Annotated in this window: 15 protein-coding genes and 1 tRNA gene; 4 read left to right on the forward strand and 12 right to left on the reverse strand. The window is 36.5% G+C overall.

Annotated elements, in window-relative coordinates; translation table 11 throughout:
• Positions 1-192 precede the first annotated feature (192 nt).
• The 4 genes from F5ESL0228_RS05975 to F5ESL0228_RS05995 all read right to left on the reverse strand — a co-directional run bounded on the left by F5ESL0228_RS05975 (position 193) and on the right by F5ESL0228_RS05995 (position 6,473).
• Positions 193-1,263: a WxL domain-containing protein gene (locus F5ESL0228_RS05975; RefSeq protein WP_122023181.1), complete on the reverse strand. Its 1,071-nt coding sequence runs from the start codon at positions 1,261-1,263 to the stop codon at positions 193-195.
• Positions 1,264-1,494: 231 nt separating this feature from the next.
• On the reverse strand, positions 1,495-2,550 hold the full coding sequence (locus F5ESL0228_RS05985) for a DUF916 and DUF3324 domain-containing protein (protein WP_369916854.1): 1,056 nt from the start codon (positions 2,548-2,550) through the stop codon (positions 1,495-1,497).
• Between the two features lie 768 nt (positions 2,551-3,318).
• On the reverse strand, positions 3,319-5,151 hold the full coding sequence (locus tag F5ESL0228_RS05990) for an FAD-binding protein (protein WP_122023183.1): 1,833 nt from the start codon (positions 5,149-5,151) through the stop codon (positions 3,319-3,321).
• Between the two features lie 458 nt (positions 5,152-5,609).
• Positions 5,610-6,473 (reverse strand): aldo/keto reductase, encoded by an 864-nt coding sequence (locus F5ESL0228_RS05995; RefSeq protein WP_122023184.1) that lies wholly within the window; start codon positions 6,471-6,473, stop codon positions 5,610-5,612.
• Positions 6,474-6,620: 147 nt separating this feature from the next.
• Here F5ESL0228_RS05995 and F5ESL0228_RS06000 point away from each other — a divergent pair, with 147 nt between their 5' ends.
• Entirely contained in the window at positions 6,621-7,190 is a 570-nt protein-coding gene (locus F5ESL0228_RS06000) for a histidine phosphatase family protein (protein WP_369916855.1), read from the forward strand.
• A gap of 96 nt (positions 7,191-7,286) precedes the next feature.
• Here F5ESL0228_RS06000 and F5ESL0228_RS06005 read toward each other — a convergent pair whose 3' ends face one another.
• Positions 7,287-9,092, reverse strand: coding sequence for an FAD-binding protein (locus F5ESL0228_RS06005; RefSeq protein WP_122023186.1), 1,806 nt, complete (start codon positions 9,090-9,092; stop codon positions 7,287-7,289).
• 118 nt (positions 9,093-9,210) lie between these two features.
• On the opposite strand from F5ESL0228_RS06005, the gene F5ESL0228_RS06010 reads away from it, so the two are divergent.
• Complete coding sequence (locus tag F5ESL0228_RS06010) at positions 9,211-10,131, forward strand: LysR family transcriptional regulator (protein WP_122023188.1); 921 nt, start codon at positions 9,211-9,213, stop codon at positions 10,129-10,131.
• Positions 10,132-10,295: 164 nt separating this feature from the next.
• On the opposite strand, the gene fba is transcribed toward F5ESL0228_RS06010, so the two are convergent.
• The 5 genes from fba to F5ESL0228_RS06035 form a co-directional block, all read right to left on the reverse strand.
• Entirely contained in the window at positions 10,296-11,210 is a 915-nt protein-coding gene (gene fba / locus F5ESL0228_RS06015; protein ID WP_122023189.1) for a class II fructose-1,6-bisphosphate aldolase, read from the reverse strand.
• Between the two features lie 103 nt (positions 11,211-11,313).
• Entirely contained in the window at positions 11,314-12,999 is a 1,686-nt protein-coding gene (gene argS / locus F5ESL0228_RS06020; protein ID WP_122023190.1) for an arginine--tRNA ligase, read from the reverse strand.
• Between the two features lie 258 nt (positions 13,000-13,257).
• Positions 13,258-13,902, reverse strand: coding sequence for a L,D-transpeptidase (locus tag F5ESL0228_RS06025; RefSeq protein ID WP_122018586.1), 645 nt, complete (start codon positions 13,900-13,902; stop codon positions 13,258-13,260).
• 44 nt (positions 13,903-13,946) lie between these two features.
• Positions 13,947-14,789, reverse strand: coding sequence for an NAD(P)H-hydrate dehydratase (locus F5ESL0228_RS06030; protein WP_122023192.1), 843 nt, complete (start codon positions 14,787-14,789; stop codon positions 13,947-13,949).
• A gap of 1 nt (position 14,790) precedes the next feature.
• Positions 14,791-16,074, reverse strand: a complete 1,284-nt coding sequence (locus tag F5ESL0228_RS06035) for a serine hydrolase (protein WP_122023193.1) — start codon at positions 16,072-16,074, stop codon at positions 14,791-14,793.
• Positions 16,075-16,170: 96 nt separating this feature from the next.
• On the opposite strand from F5ESL0228_RS06035, the gene F5ESL0228_RS06040 reads away from it, so the two are divergent.
• Positions 16,171-16,254, forward strand: a tRNA-Leu gene (locus F5ESL0228_RS06040).
• 156 nt (positions 16,255-16,410) lie between these two features.
• Complete coding sequence (locus F5ESL0228_RS06045; protein ID WP_122018592.1) at positions 16,411-16,632, forward strand: PspC domain-containing protein; 222 nt, start codon at positions 16,411-16,413, stop codon at positions 16,630-16,632.
• Positions 16,633-16,749: 117 nt separating this feature from the next.
• On the opposite strand, the gene F5ESL0228_RS06050 is transcribed toward F5ESL0228_RS06045, so the two are convergent.
• Entirely contained in the window at positions 16,750-18,393 is a 1,644-nt protein-coding gene (locus tag F5ESL0228_RS06050) for a polysaccharide biosynthesis protein (RefSeq protein WP_122023194.1), read from the reverse strand.
• A gap of 95 nt (positions 18,394-18,488) precedes the next feature.
• Positions 18,489-20,903 carry a leucine--tRNA ligase gene (gene leuS / locus F5ESL0228_RS06055; protein WP_122018597.1) on the reverse strand — a complete coding sequence of 805 codons (2,415 nt, stop codon included), beginning with the start codon at positions 20,901-20,903 and terminating at the stop codon, positions 18,489-18,491.
• Positions 20,904-21,192: the final 289 nt, after the last annotated feature.

Consider the following 21,192-nt stretch of genomic DNA (forward strand, 5'->3'; position numbering starts at 1 on the left):
TGTTAGTAAAACAAAAAAGCGCTCAAGCATAAAGCTTGAGCGCCTTTTATAAAATCATTATTATTGTTGCCTAACAACAAACTTCTACCAGAATTTCCTTAAACTTTAATTTAAGAAAATCAGGCAAAACTTGTAGGTATAAATGATATCACTTAATTGTTAGTTAGTAAGTATCTTGACAAAATCTTAAGTTTATTTAATTCCCGTGGATAAGGTCCAAGTTAATGAAGTCGTATAAGTTCCATCTTCAACACTGGCACTTGCTGGTAAAGTCAACTTGATATCACTTGGATCCCAAGCAAAAACGTAAGCACCACCAGCAGAAGAATCTGATACAGTTCCAACCTGAACTGCAGTACTATCGGCAGCTAAATTAACCGTCAAATTCTTTGTTACTGTAGGATATATTGCGCCGTTGGAAATATATCCTTTATCTGCAACACTTCCCGTTAAGCCAAAAACGTCTGTTGTAGAGGCAATTTCAGTATTGTTAAAAGCCAACGTAGCCCCAGCAATTGTTTTAGCATCAGCGTCTTTGCCAGTGGTCAGCGGGCCATCGGCTTTGACGCTCAATTGCCAACCTCCTGGATGCCTATCATTCTTAGCATCAGTGTCTGTACGGCTATCTTGCTTATCAACTACTGTTACCCAAGTCTTGCCATTAACATAGTCTAAATGATCAGCAGTAGTAGAAAGCTTCGGGGTCTGGTTAGCTCCCCCGGCATATCCCTTGTTAGTGTCATTGGTAGTATTATTTAAGTTCGTACCAGCTGCTGTAAAGACAGGGTTGGCAGAATTAAACGCAGTATGACTACCAAAGTCCAGCACTGCGGGCACGTATTGTAAACGTAAGTACCCGACGCCATCATCTGGTTTATTTGTATTACCGCCGCCGCCAGGATTAGTACCGCCGCCAGGATTATCACCGCCGCCAGGATTATTACCGCCGCCGCCAGGATTAGTACCGCCGCCAGGATTATTACCGCCGCCGCCAGGATTAGTACCGCCGCCAGGATTATTACCGCCGCCGCCAGGATTATTACCGCCGCCAGGATTATTACCGCCGCCAGGATTAGTACCGCTGCCTTTTCCAAAGGTAATCCCTACTCTACTATGATTGGTATCTGGTAAAGCTTTACCGCCGTTCATTTTTGCATTGCCTTCTTGAGTTTTAGCTTGAATAATGGCCGGGGTAGCGACAGCTACAGTCGATAAGACTGTGGCACTTGTCATTACCAGACTGGCTATTTTAGTTAATTTCATCTTGAAGTTCCTCCTTCAAATACATATTTTTCATACACAACTAATCATCTTGTAATGATTCTCAACGATTGTTTACTAGTTAATAAAGATTGATCGTCTTCCAAGTATTAAAATCGTTATATGTTTTGATTGTAAAGTACAGACACGTCGCAAAGGCAATTGCTAAGAGTATCGATAACACCAGCCAAAACCACTGCACGCGGCGGTAGGAAAATTTCGCGATCAATGCTTTCAAATACTATCACCTCCTTTAGTGCGCGGCCGCAACATGAAAGTCCAAACCAAACCGCCGAGACTTAACACCAGTAAAACCCCGCAAATAATCGTGGCATACAGCCAATAATTAATCGGCTTCCTAACGGCGCGGTCATTGATTGTCTTAGCCTGGGAATTATTCACCTTCATGGTTTCGTTAAAGGTCCAACTTACCGGGAAGCGATTCTGCGTGTTCAATCCTTTTAGGGTGACTTTGATATGATATATACCGGATTGTAGTGCATCATAGCTCCAGGAAATCGGCAACACAATGCGCGAATTAGGGGCAATCATAAAGTTGTTGGCTTTAAAGGTGCGCACCTCGCCGCCACCACTGCGACCGATGGCTACCGCAACACTTGCTTTAGAAATAGCCATGGGGGCAATGTTGCGCAAGGTAACGCCTAAGGCAGGGTGACGGTTAAAGAGTATCGGCGTGGTTTTAGCGTACTTCACCTTGGGAAAGACCTGATAGTTCTGTCCGCGTAAAACAATTCCTAATGAATAGGCATAATTAGAAGTAATCATGCCGCCCTTAGTCTTAGGCCTCTTGGGGCGTTCGACAAAGTGCCAGTCGCCATAAATCATGCCATCAAAGCGCTCTTTAGGCAGCTTAACCGTGGCACTGATAATGCGGGATTGCTTGGGCCCTAGCTTAAGCTTCTGGTCGCCTCGATGCAGCGTGATTAAGGTAGTTAAAGGGTGCTTTAAACTAGGATCAAGTGTTTTAGTCTGAGGCGTAAAATCAATGCCACCCCCATCTTGGGTGTAAGCATTACGCAAATTAACCCGCACCGTGATCGTTTTCTTAGAAAAGTTCTGCACAGCCATCTTAAGCACATGAGTGGAATTCTTCCGATAAGCTAAATCAAAGTAGTTAAGGGTCGTATCGACCTGCTCTTCGGGGAAAAGCGGCCTAACTTCAAAGTCGGTGCTATCATCTGATTGAGCAGCCGCCACCATGGTTTGCGGAGTTAACCAGATTGCCAAGACTAAAATTAATCCCAGCCACCAACGCTTCTTAGTTTGCAAAAATGATTCCTCCTAGCAATTTTTAAAATATTGACAGTTAAACCCGCCAAATTAACATTAATTCAGCGGGAAAACATCAAAACCCATGCAGCTGTTTTTATCAAACCAATCGCTAATTTCGTAGTAGTAAAATGAACAAGCAAAAAGTATCACTATTACAAAAGTTGGCAAACCGATTAACTATATTAAAATAGTGGTATCAACATTGCACTGGTATTTTGAATAGCGCAGTTAGTATAAATGTATATAGCCATAGGTTTGGACTAACAAATTGAATTATAAAAATACGAAACAAGAAATATATAATTCAAAAATAGTCGTAAATAGGAAATAAAAGCTATTACTAAATGCGCTTAAGTTTATGATATCTCAATTTGCGGGATCGTACAGAGTATATAAAAAAAAAAAAAAAAGTAATATAGAATTACCGTTATTTGAGAAAATAATAAACCTTAGAAAAAGCTGGATTTAATTAAAGCTAAGTAGTTATTATCATGGGGTTAGCAATTACTAAATAAGTAAACAAGAATTAATAAAATAAAGCAAATAAGCGGAGAAAAAGTAAACATTAATTCTTAGATAACGGTAGTTATTAATAACAGATTAAGATTTTGTTATGCTTAAAAGCAACAAAAAAAGGCATTAACTGCCTTTTTGATTTTAAAATTAATTCTATAATTGTATAAATTATCTAACTAAGTTAAAAAGAACAAACTTATTTCTACTTGAAATTAGTGCCTGAATAATACAAGTCATATCTTTATTCAGTTAACGTTTAATTATTTTACTTAATGAATCTTTCACGGCTTCTTTAATTGCCCGACTAGTTTGAGAAGCACCAGAAATAGCATCAACATCATAAGTATTTTCTTCAATCATTTTCTTTGGCAATTCCTTTACAGCCTTTAAACCATAGTCATCACTTTCTGTTTGTTTTAGTATTTCAACGTTCTTTATCTTTCCTTCATTATCAACAGTTGTACGAACTACTACACCATCGCCCATGCCTTGATTACTGAAGCCCAAGTATTGATTTTTGCCAACTGAATATTGTTGTTTATCCTCATCACTTGTAGAATTAAAATCATTATTTATAATTGCATCATTCAAATTTAAGCCGCCAAATATAGGTATGTCTTGTTTAATAGTGGCCGCATTTTCACCTGCAATTTTACCTGAAATTAAACAATCAGCAACATTGCCACCCGTTGTGTACTTATTAACAAACGGAGCACCTAACTCACCTGCTTCATATAAATGTGGGATTGGCTGACCATCTGGATTTAAGACTTGAGCATGTCCATTACGGCGACCGCCACCTTGAGTATTAAGCATATTTTGTCTTAAAGCAATCGCGTAATAAGGTCCCTCAGCACTAAATGCTCGTAAAGTTTTCGGATCACGATGAAAGGCATAATCTTTTCCTTGTTGAGCCATAAAATTAAACTCAGTAACTGTCATTTGCAACTTTTCTTGTTTTTTACCAATTTTTTCTGCTAGTTCAGCCAACGTATCTGCTTTAATCGCTTTTTCCAAGTAACCAGGCACCTTAAAACTGTTTTCTGGTTCATTTTTAAGTTCGTCATACTTTCGTTGATCAAAAATCATATATGGTTGATTCTGATTTAACGGAACTGCCCAATCACCATGGTTATAAATGTGACCATGACGGTTCATTTCTGCTTCATTGAAATAACGTGTACCATCATCACCCACGACAATTACACTGCCCATAAAACTTTCTTGCCAAAAGACATTGAGTGCATATGTCGACCGTAAGCCCTCTTTTTGCCGTAATGATAAACCATGAAATTGTCCTAGCGACTCAAATGAACGCATATTCCAGAGTTGAGCGTTTACTTCCTCAAGCATTTTAATGCCATCACCCTTGTTATATAAACTGCCAATTGGTGACAAATATGGTGCTTGCAAGAACGTTTGAATCATTTCTTTGTTATTTTCAAAGCCCCCTGTAGCAAGAACAACACCATTCTTAACCTTGATATTACGTAAAACATGATTACGTTCAATTTGCACACCGATAACTGTCTTAGTTATCCCATCTTGAATTAAGTGTTTAGCAGGTGAAGAATACCAAATATCAATTCTTTCTGACCGCTCTAAAACCTTTTGACGCAAAATTTTCCATAAAGCTGCATCATCAACTCCTTCGTGAACCAAATAATCATCGTATGAATCTGCATCGGGCAATTCAGGATATTCAGTTACATAAGCTGTCGAAGGTGTGCCCGCTAATAACTTCTTCATACTAACGGGCTCAACATCTAAATACTTTCGAAAGTAGTCCCCCATATTAGCCATTCCCTCAATAAAGTTATCAAAAGCTGCTTTATCAGGTTTTAAAGGTTCAGCTAGGTGTTCATGATAATTTTTTAAAGCATTATAATCAGTTCCGGCACCAACCATTTGACCTGAATAACGGGTATTTCCTCCTTCATGACCTTCAGGCGCACTGTCAACTAGTAATACTTTTGCACCATTATCGGCAGCAAATCTTGCTGCCGTAGCACCGGCACCACCAAATCCAAGAACAGCAACATCATATACTGCATCCCATTGAAATTTTTCATTATTATTCATAATAAATCTCCTATACTAATAATTGATTGTTTACAAATTTATTAAACCACTATAATTATAGTTTGTGAATTATTTAGCTAATAAAATAGTTATTACTAAAAATGGAAATTTTATTAACTACAAATAGTAACTGTTGTTATCAAACCTTATTCATACTTGTGATTCTCATGTTTCTTGTAATTAAATTGCTGAAAATTAGTTAATATAACAATAAGTATTAAAAATATACAGTATATAACTAACCCCCATAATTATTTTTATTAAATTACCACCTTCTGAAGTCAATATTAACTTTTCAGTTTCTACAGCAAAAGCAAAAAATCATCTTTCCTTTGAAATCGATTACGTTATTTCCATACTTCAACAAGAATTCAAAAAAGTGCTCTTACAACATTAATATTTAGCACCAACATAAAAAAGGGTACCAAATTTTTTGGTACCTTTTAAATTAATACTTGCTATAGTTTCCCACCAAATACAGGAAAATGACCAGCAGAACCGTAATCTAAACTTCTAACTTTCCCTAGTGTTGTCATGTCCTCATCACTAATTGTGAATTCTAGTTCCGTATTTTGTTTAATATGCGCACGACTTGAAGCTTTAGGTAAAACAATTGTATTCAATTGCCAGTCATAACGAATACACAATTGCGCAACCGATACCTGATATTTTTTTGCCATTTGTTCAATTAGCGGATTATTTAAAGCCGCTCCATGAGCAACGGGCGAGAATGCTTCCACTGCAATTTCATGATCCTGCGAAAAATCAATTAGATCTCTTGGTGTTGCCCCAATATGACACAAAATCTGGTTAACCATTGGTTTAGTATCACTGTGAGCAAGTAAATTACGCAAATCATCAGGTTGAAAGCTAGAAACTCCAATGGCTCTAAGTTTTCCCGCCTTCATAGCGTCTTCTAAGGCTCTCCAAGTTTCAAGATTTCCTTCATAATGACGATCATCTGATTGGTTTACTTCTATCCATGGCTGAGGATTATGAATAATCATCATGTCAAGATAATCTAAACCCATCTTTAATAAAGTATCGTCAATCGATTTTTTGGCTTCATCATAATTTTTGATTTCGGCTGCTACTTTGGAATTAACAAAGATTTCTTCACGCTTAATTCCAGAATTTTTGATACCTTTTCCGACTCCGGCTTCATTACCATAAGCCTGAGCAGTATCAATGTGACGATATCCTAGTTGCAAAGCAGTTTCTACCACATCTGCTACTTGATTATCAGCAATTTCCCAAGTGCCCAAAGCAAGCTTGGGAATTTTTACACCATTATTCAATGTCAAAGTTTCATCTAAAATCATATTTTTTCCTCCATATATTAAAGTATATCTCTTCAATTCAACTTTAAGTCAAGTAAGAAAGTTCACTTTATTTTAAGTAAGATTGCTTATTCTACCATTTTTTAGATACAATAAAATTAAAATTTAAATACTAAGAAGGTATAAATTATGAAATCAGTTTATTTAGTACGTCATGGACAAACTCTTTTTAATGTACAACATAAAATTCAAGGCTTTTGTGATTCTCCACTTACAGAACTTGGGATTAAACAAGCTCAAGCAACTAAAAAAGAATATTTTGAAAAGCTACATGTACCACTAGATGAGGCTCACTGTTCGACTTCAGAACGAGCAATTGACACCTTAAAAATTATTACTAATCTTCCTTTCAAAACGCACAAAGAGTTGCGGGAATGGAATTTTGGTACTTATGAGGGGGAGGGTGAACACCTTAACCCACCGTTACCATACAATGACTTTTTCGTGCAATTTGGCGGTGAATCACAAAAGCAGTTGACCGAACGCATTAATCAAGCTATTACAACCATTGTCACAGCTACCACCAAAAAACATATTCTAATCGTCTCTCACGGCGCTGCGATTGCGAATTTTTATAAAAAATGGTCTGCATATAATTCCTTTGAACGTAAAGATCGGATCAAAAATTGTTCCGTTCTTAAATATAATTTTAGTAATGAGGTTTTTCACTTCCAAGAAATATTTAATCCGGATTATTAATTATAAAAACAGCACTAAGCTATAAGATAGCTTAGTGCTGTTTCACTTATTATTTAACATCCATTTCAATAAAGTTCCTCATTGATGGTCGTTAGGCTATTTTATCTTATTTAAAGCATCATTGACTGCATCTTTTAATCCACGACTTGAACTCGATGCTCCTGATACTGTATCAACATCTACTTTATTTTGCCTTATCATCTCAGCTGGCATCGTCTTAATGGCCTTTAAGCCATAGTCATCAGATTCTGCCTGCTTTAAAACTTCAATATTTTTTAAATTTTTCTCTTCATCCACTGTTACGCGAACAACTATTTCGTCACCCATCCCTCGACTAGATCTACCTATGTATTGATTCTTAGTGGTCGGATAATCTTCTTGTTTGAGATCTGAAGTTAGACATACCTCATGTTCTGAAGTACCAGTAGCAATATCCACAGAAGCGTCTCCTTCTTTTCTTTGAGCAGCTTCTTCACCAGCAATTTTACCCCAAATCAAACACTCAGCTAGGTTACCTCCACCTTGATATTGATTTGCGCATAGTCCTCCTAATTCACCTGCTGAATACAAGTGAGGAATTAGTTTCCCTTCTGTATCTAAAACTTCAGCTTTAGTGTTTCTTCTTGGTCCACCTTGAGTATTAAGCACTGTTTGTTCCAAACCAACAGCATAAATTTTTTTACCAGTTAGTGCACAAATCGTTGTCGGATCACGTCGAAATTCTGGATCATTTTGTTCTTTCGCTGATTGATTAAATCGTTTTAACGTATCGCTAAGAATTTCAGGATCAACATCAATTTTTTCAGCTAATTGCTCTATTGAATCTGCAGAAACCACATTTTGAGTATATATCTTGTATTCACCAATAATTTCATCAGAATCAAGTTCTTTCTTTTTTGTTTCATCAAAAATAAGATACGGATGTTCTTGATTTAATGGCACTTTCCATTGACCATGGTTTTTAATATGTCCATGTCTATTTTCTTCAGCTTCATTGAAATATCGTGTACCGTCATCACCAACAACTAATACACTTCCTGTTGAAACAACTTTATTTTGCTGACCAAGGAGTAAACGAGCACGCTCACCTTTTGGCACTGCAAAAGCCATACCATGAAGTAATCCGAGTGCTTCGAAATTATTCATATGCCAAAAATCAGCCCCAACTTCTTGTGACATACGAATACCGTCACCCTTATTATAAAGTGTACCCAATGGTGCTAGATTTTTAGCCCCTAAGTAATCTTCTACCATTCGTTGATTATTTTCGAAACCACCAGTAGCCAGAACAACACCATTTTTTGCTCTGACACAAAGTAACTTCCCATTACGCTTGATAACAACACCAGTAATTTGGTGGCTTTCGTGATCCTGGACTAACTTTTCAGCAGGTGTATTATACAAAACGTCGATTTGATCTTGACGTTTAATTACTTGATCTTTTAAAACTTGCCACAAAGATGCATCAAAATAGCTTTTACGAACAGTTGTGTAGTCATACGACTCAGAGCCCTTTAATTCAGGGTATTCTCGATAAGATTCACTTAGTTCAGGTGCATATTCTTTTGCACTGCACGGTTTTGTTTCTAAGTATTTAGCAACAAAATTGGGCATATCAATCATTCCCTTAACAAAAGTATCGATCATATCTTCGTCAAGAGACATTGGTGCCGTTAAATTTTGGTAATATTTTTTAGTACTAGCAAAATCGCTTCCTGTACCAATTAATTGAGCTGAATAACGTGTGTTACCACCCTCATGTCCTTCTGGTGCACTATCTACTAAAAGAACCTTTGCACCATTATCTGCAGCAAATCTGGCGGCAACAGCACCAGCACCACCAAAACCTAATACAACGACATCATAAGTTGCATCCCATTTAACTTTTTTTGTATTAATCATAAAATTTCTCCATTTATTAATTAATCTTGCCTACATTTTCATTTAACACTATAATTTAATGTATGTTAAATGCTTAGTTATTAAAATTAATATTACTAAATAGGAATAGGCGTTAAATATGAATAATCGATTACTACTGTTTTTAGAAACCATTGAAACTAGTAATTCTATTTCTGAAGCTGCACAAAAGCTATATTTGACACAGCCGTACATTAGTCGCGTTATAAAAAAATATGAACAAAAATATAATGTTATTTTAATTGATAGAAATTCATATCCAATACAAATAACTCCCGCTGGTCATCTTTTAATTAAACACTTACGTAAAAGTTTACAATTAGAAAGACAATTTGAAGTAGAAGTTCACCAATTCCAAAATAAGCATTTTTCCACCTTACGAATGGGTATTACCCCTCCTTTAGGTCAAAACTTCAACTTAACAATACTACCTGAATTATTAAAAAAATTTCCCGCTTTAAACACCGAAACTATTGAAATAGGCACGATAGAAGCAAAAAAAGCATTTAAGGACTATCAACTAGATTTATTTGTTGGCAATATTATTCATCTTCCTAATACTGAATGTGAACAAATATATACCGATAAACAAGTCTTGGTTTTAAGCAAAAACTCCCATTTATATCATCCTCATAAAAAAGAAATTCAAGTAAGTCCACAAGAATTGCAGCAACTTAATCACGAAAATTTTATTGTAGTTGATAGTCAGCAAGGCTATCAAGAAATTGTTGATAATTATTTTTATGAAATGGGAATTAGTTTTTACCCTAAAATTCATGTTCGAGATTCCATCACTGCTCTCAAGCTTGCTGGAAAAGGACTTGGCAATATGTCAACTTGTTTAGAAGCTGTTCAAAATACTTGCTACAGCAATATTAACTACATTAAGTTACCTTCTGATAAAGTTAAAATTGACTTTTCTATTACTACCGCTAAAACTAACAAAAGTCTATCACTTGAAATAACCTACGTTAAAGACATATTGAAGAAATTATTCATATCAAATATTCTTGTATATTGATGTAGTTTTAAATAACTATTAACGCAATAATATCTGAAAGGGTATTAATTCTGAAGAAAAATTTGATAAAATTTTTGTACTAATATCTACCCCATTAGATATAAAAAAGGCCAACTCCATAATCGAGTTAGCCTTTTTTATATATTTTATAAACTAAATAGCAATTATTCTAAGTTTAATGAACTCTTGTCAAATGCAGCTGACTTAATCTTGTCATCAATTGATGGAGTACCAAGCCAAGTAATCATTTCTTTCATTGAGTCAGTAATTGCTTCAGTACCAGGAAGTAACAACTTACGAGGATCGTAACCCTTGTTAGCCTTGTCTTCATCCTTGTGAGCTTCGAAGTACTTCCGTGTAGCTGCTTGGAATGCTAATTGGAACTCAGTATTGATGTTAACCTTAGAAATACCAAGTGAGATAGCTTTCTTAACTTGTTCTTCAGGAATACCAGAACCACCGTGCAATACAAGTGGAACTGGAACTGCATCAGCAATTTCCTTCAAACGGTCAAAGTTCAAACCTTTCCAGTCGCTTGGGTAAACACCGTGGATATTACCGATTCCACAAGCAAGCTTGTCAACACCAGCAGCAACAAAAGTTTTCGCATCTTCAACAGAAGCAAGTTCTCCACCTTCTGAACCCTGGTTTTCACCGATCTTACCAATTTCTGCTTCAACGGAAATTCCACGTTCATGAGCCAACTTAACGATTTCTTTAGTTTTAGCTAAATTTTCTTCAGTTGGTAAAGCATGACCATCAAACATAACTGATGAATAGCCAAGAGCAATACATTCCTTAGCTGCTTCAAAGTCACCGTGGTCAAGATTCAATACAACTGGAACAGAAATGTCCATTGCGTCAATTGAATCTTCAACAATATCCTTAGCTATCTTGTAGCCACCCATATACTTAGCAGCACCCATTGAAACTTGAATTAATACTGGAGTTCTAGTTTCTTCAGCCGCTTGTAAAATTGCACGTGTCCATTCTAAGTTGTTAGTGTTATAAGCACCAACTGCATAGTGGTTCTTACGCGCATCTTTAAAAATTTGATTACCATTATCTAAATATGCCATTGATAAATTCCTCCTATTAAACTTACAGCCTTATTGTACCGTATTAATTAAATATTGAACAAGGTTTTATCTGGTGTAAACGTTATTATTTAAAAATGTTTATTTACATTTCTTTTGGTGCGTTAACACCTAATAACCGAAGTGCTTCCGTTAAGACTAAAGAAGTTGCTTGAACAAGTGCTAAGCGAGAATTGATTTGATCATCATTAACTAATATCTTCACGTTAGCATAGTATTTATTGAACTTTTTAGCCAAATCCAATGAATATTTGGCAATCACAGAAGGCTCAAATTTTTCACTACTGCGTTTAATAATTCTTGGGAAATCAGCCAATGATTTTGCCACACCGAAAGCCCAGTTATCATCAAGCTGTACACCATCTAAACTCGGTTTTTTCCTCAATTCTTCACCTTTACGCAAAACGCTTTGCGCACGCGCATTAGTGTATTGTACATAAGGACCGGTATCACCCTCAAAGCGTACTACTTCATCTAAGTCAAAGTCAAAGTTTTCAATTCGATCATTCTTTAAATCGTGAAAAACAACGGCACCAACCCCGACATCATGAGCAACTTGCTCTTTATTAGCCAATGATGGATTTTTCTCATTAATCTGCTCACGCGCAAGATTTACTGCATCTTTTAACACTTGATCTAAGAATACAACGTTGCCTTTTCTGGTAGATAACTTTTTTCCATTTTGTGTAATTAACCCAAACGGAACATGATAAATTTCATCTGACCAATCATATCCCATTTTCTTTAAAACAGTTTTCAATTCAACGAAGTGATGTGCTTGCTCATTACCGACAACATAGAGCATTTTGACGAAATTGTAAGTTTTCATTCGGTAAATTGCGGCAGCCAAATCCCGCGTTAAATAAATACTACTACCATCAGATTTCACAATCATGGCAGGATTTTCATCTTCCCCCATATCAACAACTTGAGCACCTCGTGATTCATGCAGTAAACCTTTTTCTTTTAGTTCGTCAATTACCGGCTGCATCTTGTCGTTGAAGAAAGCTTCACCTTTATACGAATCAAAGGTAACCCCTAACTCTTGATAAATCCGCTTGAAATCAGCTAAGGAGACATCACGGAACCATTGCCATAATTTAACGGCTTCTGGTTCTCCTTTTTCTAATTTTTTAAACCAAGAACGTCCCTCATCATCAAGTTCTGGATTTTTTTCAGCCTCTTCATGAAATTTAACGTAATACTTAAACAGATTCATAATTGGATCTTTTTTGACATCTTCTTCATTACCCCAATGTTTATAAGCAGAGATTAACTTACCAAATTGAGTACCATAATCACCTAAATGGTTTATTTTAATTGGAGTATAACCCACCTTTTTTAGGGTTTCTGCAATCGAATTACCAATCACAGTTGAACGTAAATGCCCCATTGACATTGGCTTAGCAATATTAGGGCTAGACATATCAATAGGAACATTACCCTCGCCTAAATGTTGGTCACCATAATTCTCTTTTTGAGTTAATACTTCTTGTAGAGTTTGTGAAATCAACTTTTCATGATTAATAGCAAAGTTAACGTATGGTCCAACTGCCTGAATACTGGCAAAATCTTCACTTTGCAACTTTTCGGCAATACCTTGAGCAATTTCAACTGGATTTTGATGCAACACTTTTGCCAATGTAAATGCTGGAAAAGCATAATCACCCAACTTTTCGTTTTTAGGACGTTCAATTAATTGATTAATCTTCTCTTTAGGCAAATCAACTTGACTTGCTATTAACTTAACCACTTTAGTTTTGAAATTCATCTTTACCTCCTAAGACAAATAAAAAACTCTTCCTTCATTACGAAGGAAGAGACGAGTTTTCACCCGCGGTACCACTCTATTTGATACGATAAAGTATCCGCTTATTAAATTTGTTAAATTTACCGTTAGACACGCCTTCAGACAATTCTTTCGTTCGTCTCACACCACCACGAACTCGCTGAGTGAACATAATTGCTTACTACTTCTAACTTCTTCAATTTCAGATTATAACAGGAAAAGACGTTCAAGCCAATACTTTTAATTATTTTTAATTACCACTTTTGTTTCAGCTGGGACATGTTCAACAATCCAACGCGAATCGGGTACACTCAGCCTTATGCAGCCATGCGAACCAGGTTGCACTCCTAATTTGCGTGCTTGGTTAATATTATATTTACCATTACTTTTGGTTGGCACAGAATGGAAAAGATAGGTATCATCATTACTCCAGCTTACCCAGTTCTTGGCGCCTTCGTTCAATTGAGGATTATAAAAAGAGGAGCCCCGATTATGATTAATCTTGAAAGTTCCAGTCGGTGTTAGTGACTTGCCGTTTTTAAACAAACCAGCACTTGCAATCATTGTATAGACCCTTGTATTACCACGCAGTATATAAACTCGATTACCTTTAAGCGAAACCCTAATTGTCAAATCATTCTCTAAACGTTTTATATGTGGATATGGTCCAGTTTGACTAGTTCTACGCCAATTATATGGTACTCGTAAGTTCTTAGGATCATGATATGGTCGATATGACGCAGGAGTTTTTAAAGTGGAAATTTTCTTAGTCGAGGAATCACTGACATCATTAGAACTATTAGGCATGGAAATTCGCGCAAGACTAATTACACAAATTAACAGGATAAGAAAATATGTAATTGGCTTTAAAAGATTATTTTTCATACTGGCTTAATCTCTCCAAACTCAAATTAATTTATAAAATATTGTTAGCTACCGTATTCTTTCATCAAATGCGGGATTAATGCACTTAACTTCGTTGGTTTAACTATATATTCCGTTTGAGCAATCTTATCACCAGCTAAGGAATGAAGATATACTGCTGCTAAAATCGAATCAATTCCAGCACCAAACTGTGCTGTAAAGCCACCAATAATTCCAGCTAAAGTATCTCCCATACCACCAATAGCCATTCCCGGGTTACCCAAAGGATTAAGATAAATCTGACCATTAGAATCATAAATCTTAGTGTGATTGGACTTTAACACTAAAATAGCATTTTTTCTAGGAAAAAGATTATTTAGCGCTGCCAAATTTGCTGCATCGGTTTGAAATGGAATATGAATTTGGCTAAGACGTTGCCACTCCATTTGGTGCGGAGTAAGGATAATTTTACCCGCTTTCTCTGGTAACAGCTGGTGATTAGCTGCAATTAAATCTAGTGCATTAGCATCTAGAACTAGCGTTTGATGACTTGTTATCTCTTGACAAAGCAATTTCAGCAAATTTTTTGCCGTCTCTTTAAGACCTAGCCCAGGGCCGCAGACAATAACCTCCATTTTTTTAATTAAATCGGAAATATTGTGTTGGTGCCAATCAAGATACATAATTTCTGGATCCCTAGCATGTAAGGCAGTCAAATTAAGAGAATGAGTCACCACTACCACCAATCCAGCTCCACTATTTAGCGCTCCTTCAGCTGCCATGATAATGGCACCACCATAATTTTCATTACCTCCAATTAACATTACGCGGCCATAATCACCCTTGTGACTCTTACTACGTCGCTTTTTAATAACCTTAGTCAATACAGCTTGCGAAATTTCAATCATTCTATCCACCAAAAAGCCAGCGCCAAAACCGAACAAAAATGTTAACTTTTGTCGTTGATTGTAAAGCCCTAACCGGTAACTTTATACCATCAGGGTTATTAAGAGAAATTAATTTTGAACCACCCGCGGTAAAATTATATGAGCTAACAATTTGGCCAACTTTAACAGGAGCATCAACTGTTTCATTAGTTAATCTCGCCTTTAATTGCTGATTAGTTGGTACCCAAATTGCACTATTTTGTTTCATTCCGATTCCAACTTGTTTTTTTTGACCAGCATTGACCTTAATAGTTGTTTCTCCCATAATCACTTCATTTTGATGAAATACAACTGGATGGTAATTGTGGTACAGATAACGCAAAAGTATATCAGTCTGTTCAAAACGTGCTGGATCAGTACCATTTAAATGACGTGCTCCCATAACAACCGTAATTAGTCGTGCACCTGCATGTTTAGCTGTTGCAATAAAGCAGGCACCAGCGGCATCTGTTGTGCCAGTTTTTAAACCATCAATTTTTAATTGTGAGTGATATTGGGGCAAGCCTTTAAGCATCCAATTAAAATTAGTCATCGGTGTTTTGAAATTCTGATCAATAAAGTCGAGGCGTGGAATTTTTGTTGTTTTAATTATTTCTGGAAAGTCATTAACTAAATGTTGTCCCACAACTGCCATATCTTTTGCTGACATCATATTTTCAGCGTTGCTAGTCACATTTGGATAAGCATCTGTACCTACACTCTTATTAGGCAAGCCGCAGGTTGTATAAATTTTGGCATCATTAATTCCCCACTTTTGCAATTGCATACGCATTTGCTTAACAAAGGCTAGTTGTGAACCACTAACAGCTTGGGCAAGCATCATTGCCGCACCATTAGCCGATTCTATGAGAGTTGCTTGATAAAGCTGCTGAATATTATAAGAATGCCCCATTCTTAGTGGGACGTTGGAAAAATCACGATTAGTAGAAACAGCAACAATTTGCCTTGTAGGCCGTAAAGTTGTATCCCACTTGATTTTTCCCTCATCTATAGCCTTAAGGGTCAAATAAACCGTCACTAATTTAGTCATTGATGCAATTGGTAATGATTGATTGACATTTTTTCCATATAGAATTTGTCCACTTTTACTATCGATTGCAATAGCAGATTTCGCTTTTAGGTCTAATTGATCATGATGATAATTAGTCGGTACTTCTTGGGCGCTAACTGTTCTTATCGGTAAAAGCAGTCCAATTATCGCAACTAGAACCAAAGTTATATTTTTGATTTTATGCTTCAATGAGATAAAACCCCTTTCAGAATGTTTTTGAAATTTATTTGCATTTTATGCTTACATTTTACCAAATTTTTGGTATTATTATTACTGGTTTTAATATAACTTGCCCCGATGGCGGAATTGGCAGACGCGCAGCGTTCAGGTCGCTGTTTAGGTAACTAAGTGAAAGTTCGAATCTTTTTCGGGGCATTTAATAATTAATAAAGACTAATCCATATGGATTAGTCTTTTTGTGTATTATCAGACTTTACTTTGCTATTTTAACATAATTGTATTATTATAATGTCAGAAAGGAATGAATAATAGTCCTTTCGAGATAAGACTATTATGGGTACTTAAAAAATCATGAACAAACAGCTAACTAAATCTAATGATAGAATCGTTGCAGGTGTATTTGGTGGTATTGCTGAATACTTTGGTTGGGACAAAGCATGGACAAGAATTGGTGGCGGTGTTTTAGCTTTTTGCACACAATTTGGCTTAATAATGTATCTTATTGCCGCGATTGTTATGCCTTCTAAACCCAAGCATGATCCAAATGACGATGGTGAATATCGTCAACTTTAAGGTTGTACATACCTAATTTAACTGTTAAAATAGCTCCTTGGCAGGGGCAGCAAAAAGCTTTTCTTTTTGCAATTCAAACCAAAAACGCTATTGCTCAAATAAGGCAATAGCGTTTTTCTATGCTTTAAGATGTAATTTACGTAATATAGGGACAACCTTGTCACCCAATATTTTTTGGGCTAAGTTCGATTTTATCGCAGCAATACCATATATTAACCCACCAACAATGATTGAAGCTACGACAATCACAAGTGCTGGCAAACTCCTAGTTGGCTTCAAGAATATTTCTAAGCCTTTTTGCATTAATAAGACGCCGAAAAACATAATTAATGAGAAAACAGTAATTCCGATAAAGCGTCGACTCGTTCTGTCCTTGTTAAAATCAAAAGTCACTTCAAGATGTTTAAGAGCCAAGAAAATAATAACCAGCATGCCTAAATTAGTTGCAATTAGGGGGCCGAAAATTTTAAAAACATAAATCATTGGATATTGGATTATTAACTTAACCAAAATCCCTAATATCAAATATTTGATTGCCAAACTATTTTCTGATAATCCCTGAAGGATTGCCATTAATACAGTAAACAAACCCAAAGTGATAGCTGTAAAAGATGATAAATATAAGACATTTGATCCTAATTGATCATAACCGTAGAAAATAGTATAAACTGGTGTAGCAATACTGGCCATTCCAAATGCAGCTGGAATCATTACAAACAAGAACAAATCGAGCGTATTACCAACCTGATCGGAAATGCTATGATAATCGTGTTTTGCTCTTGCAGCCGAAAGCAATGGTATAGCAGTGACAGCCATTGCACTGGCAAGTGAAACAATAATCATAATTAATTTGTTAGCATTAAGTGCAAACAGTGCATACCATATTTCAATCGTATTGTAGCTAGCATGAGTCAGACTAGCAATTATTGGGTGAAAAGTGTATTGATCTACTAAATAAAAAAGTTGGATTCCAGCATCAATAATAATAAACGGAATGGCTTGCTCAATTATTTCAGAAAACAATGCAAAGGTTGAAACCTGTATTTTGTTTTCTGAATTTTCAACCAAATAATTTAAATTTTTCCGTCGAGAAAGTAAAAACCAAGCTAAAATAACAATTCCAAAAAATGCACCTATAGCTGCTGCTAGGTTTGATTGCACCACAGCATCAACAAAGTTACCGTGTTGTACTTGCATAATCACATAAGCTGTCAACAACATCCAAACTACTCGTGCCAATTGCTCAATAAATTGTGATAAAGCCGACGGCATCATATCTGCATACCCTTGAAAATAACCTCGCATGATACTCAAAATTGGAATTATCAAAATGGCATAAGACAAACTCCGCATCACGGCAACTTGCCTTGGATCACTTCTTGATCCATTTGAAGCCAAAAGAGGTGAGGCAAAATACATCACTGCAGCTGATATGACTCCCAGGATGACCATCAAAACTAGTCCTCGGCGAAACAGCTTACGGCCGACTCCATACTCATTCATTGCATTATATTTTGCAACTTGTTTTGCAACTGCTCCCGGAATTCCTGCAGTTGAAATTAGAATAAAAATACTATAAATATTATAACTTCGTGCAGTCAGTGCATTGGCAATGTTGCCATAAGGCGACATCCATTGGAACCATGGAATGATGTACAATGCTCCTAATATGCGCGAAGTAATAGAACCAAAAGTCATCCACGCACTACCCTTGATAAAGACATCTTGCGTGCTTTGTTTTGTTGAATTATTTTCTTTCATTAATATTCCCTAAATCTAGTTTACTAACTAATCTATTTTGCAACAAAAGCGTTACTTAACAACAAATATACTAACCATTTTAGGAAAAATTAACTTTATTTAGCAACGATATTGACAATCTTATTTGGAACAACAATAACTTTTTTGACTTCTTTACCAGTTAAAAACTTTTGTACATGTGGCAAAGCTAAAGCCTGTTTTTCTACTTCATCTTTTGCTGTATTCACTGGGGCATTAAAGTTTCCACGTAGCTTACCATTAACCTGAACCATAATTTCAGCAACTGACTCAACTAATTTAGCTGGATCATAAGTTGGCCACTTAGCAAAGGTTACCGATTCTTCATGACCAAAGATTTGCCATATTTCTTCCATCATATGCGGTGCTATTGGAGCAATCAAAGTAATAAATCCTTCGGCATATTCTCGCGGAATTTGTTTTGCTTTTTGGGCTTCATTGATAAAGACCATTAGTTGAGAAATTGCTGTATTGAAGTGTAAAGCCTCAAAGTCTTCAGTTACCTTTTTAACAGTTTCATTATAAACTTTATCAAGAGTACCATCATTGTCATTAACAATATTGGCTTGTGGAATAGCTTCAAGATCAAGGTCATTTACAAAAAGACGCCAAATTCGATCCAGGAATTTCTTTGTAGATGCTGGACCATTATCGTCCCAATCAATAGAAGCATCTAATGGTCCCATAAACATTTCATACATACGCAAACTGTCAGCACCATATTCGTCGATTACTTCATCTGGATTAACAACGTTGCCCTTGGACTTAGACATCTTTTCATGATCTTTCAAAATAAGCCCCTGGTTGTATAGGCGCTGGAATGGCTCTTCATTAGGTACAACGCCAAGATCATAAAGAACCATATTCCAAAACCTAGCATAAAGCAAGTGCCGGACAGCATGCTCAGCGCCACCAATGTACAAATCAACTGGTAACCACTGTTTAAGCAAATCATAATCTGCTAATTTTTGATCATTATGCGGATCAACGTAACGCAAGAAATACCACGACGAACCAGCCCAGTTAGGCATTGTATTGGTTTCACGCTTACCCTTACGGCCATTTTTATCTACCACATTAACCCAGTCTTTCAAGTTTACTAACGGGCTTTCTGGAGTGCCTGATGGTTTAATATCAGTTGCATGTGGTAATACAAGTGGCAGCTCATCTTCAGGGACAAGTGTTGTTTCACCATCTTCCCAATGGATAACCGGAATTGGTTCACCCCAGTAACGCTGACGGCTAAATTCCCAATCACGCAACTTGTAATTAACTTTTTCTTGGCCAACATTATGCTCTTGCAGCCAAGCCACCATTTTCTTCTTTGCATCGTCAATGGTTAGCCCATTTAAAAATTCAGAGTCAAAGTGCGGACCATCCCCAGTATATGCTTCTTTAGAAATATTTCCGCCCTTAATTACGGCTTTAATTGGCAAATTATACTTTTGGGCAAACTCATAGTCTCTTGTATCATGCGCTGGCACAGCCATTACCGCACCGGTACCATAACTTGCTAAAACATAGTCGGCAATCCAAATTGGAATTTTTTCATTATTTACCGGATTAATTGCATAAGCTCCTGTAAAGACCCCGGTCTTACTTTTATTTAAGTCAGTTCTTTCGAGATCAGACTTAGATTCAATTTGTTTAAGATATGCTGCAACTTCAGCTTGATGATCAGCCGTCATGATTTTTTGGACTAATTTATTTTCTGGAGCTAATACAGCGTAAGAAGCACCAAATAGGGTATCTGGGCGAGTAGTGAAAACATCAAATTTTTCGGATGAATTTTCTACTCTAAAGGTAACTTGTGCTCCAACTGAACGTCCAATCCAATTACGCTGCATTTCTTTAATATTTTCTGGCCAATCAAGGTTATCTAGTCCAGCTAATAATCGATCTGCATACTTAGTAATCCGCAACATCCACTGTTTCATATTACGGCGATAAATTGGGTACCCACCACGTTCAGTTTTACCATCAACAATATCTTCATTAGCAACAACTGTACCCAAATCCGGTGACCAATTAACTGGAACCTCTGCTTCATAGGCTAAGCCATTTTTATACATTTGCTCGAATGTCCATTGTGTCCACTTATAATATTTAGGATCACTGGTTGCAATTTCTCGGTTCCAATCATAAGAAAAGCCAAGTTTGTTAAGTTGGCGCTTAAAATTAGTAATATTTTCCTTTGTTACAACTGCTGGATCCTGACCAGTTTGTAATGCATACTGTTCAGTTGGCAATCCAAAAGCATCCCATCCCATTGGGTGAAGAACATTATATCCTTGGCTGCGTTTCATTCGCGAAACAACATCCGTTGCGGTGTAACCTTCTGGATGACCAACGTGTAATCCCTTACCTGATGGGAAAGGGAACATATCTAAAGCATAATAATTTTTCCGTTGAGGATCGTTACCTGTTTTAAATGTTTGATTTTTAGCCCAATAATCCTGCCATTTTTTCTCAACAACTTTGTGATTGTACATACTTTACCTCATAAAAAAAGTCCTATGAAATTTCATAGGACGAATAATCGCGGTACCACCTAAGTTTCACGCACCCTATGGCGTGACCCTCGTTGCTCCTTAACGCGGATAGCAAACGATAGGCATCACTCAGGCTCAGTTCGCTACATGTCTTGCAAGCCTTGCACCACCCGGCTCTTCTCTATTCCAAGGCATAATAGTTACTAGTTCCTAATCCTTTACTTAATTAATGATTATAATTTACCACAAATGTGGGAAAAAGCAAGAGGCTAAGACAGTCTTAGAAGTA

It is taken from the genome of Lactobacillus sp. ESL0228 (assembly GCF_003692825.1).
Classification (GTDB): Bacteria; Bacillota; Bacilli; order Lactobacillales; family Lactobacillaceae; genus Lactobacillus.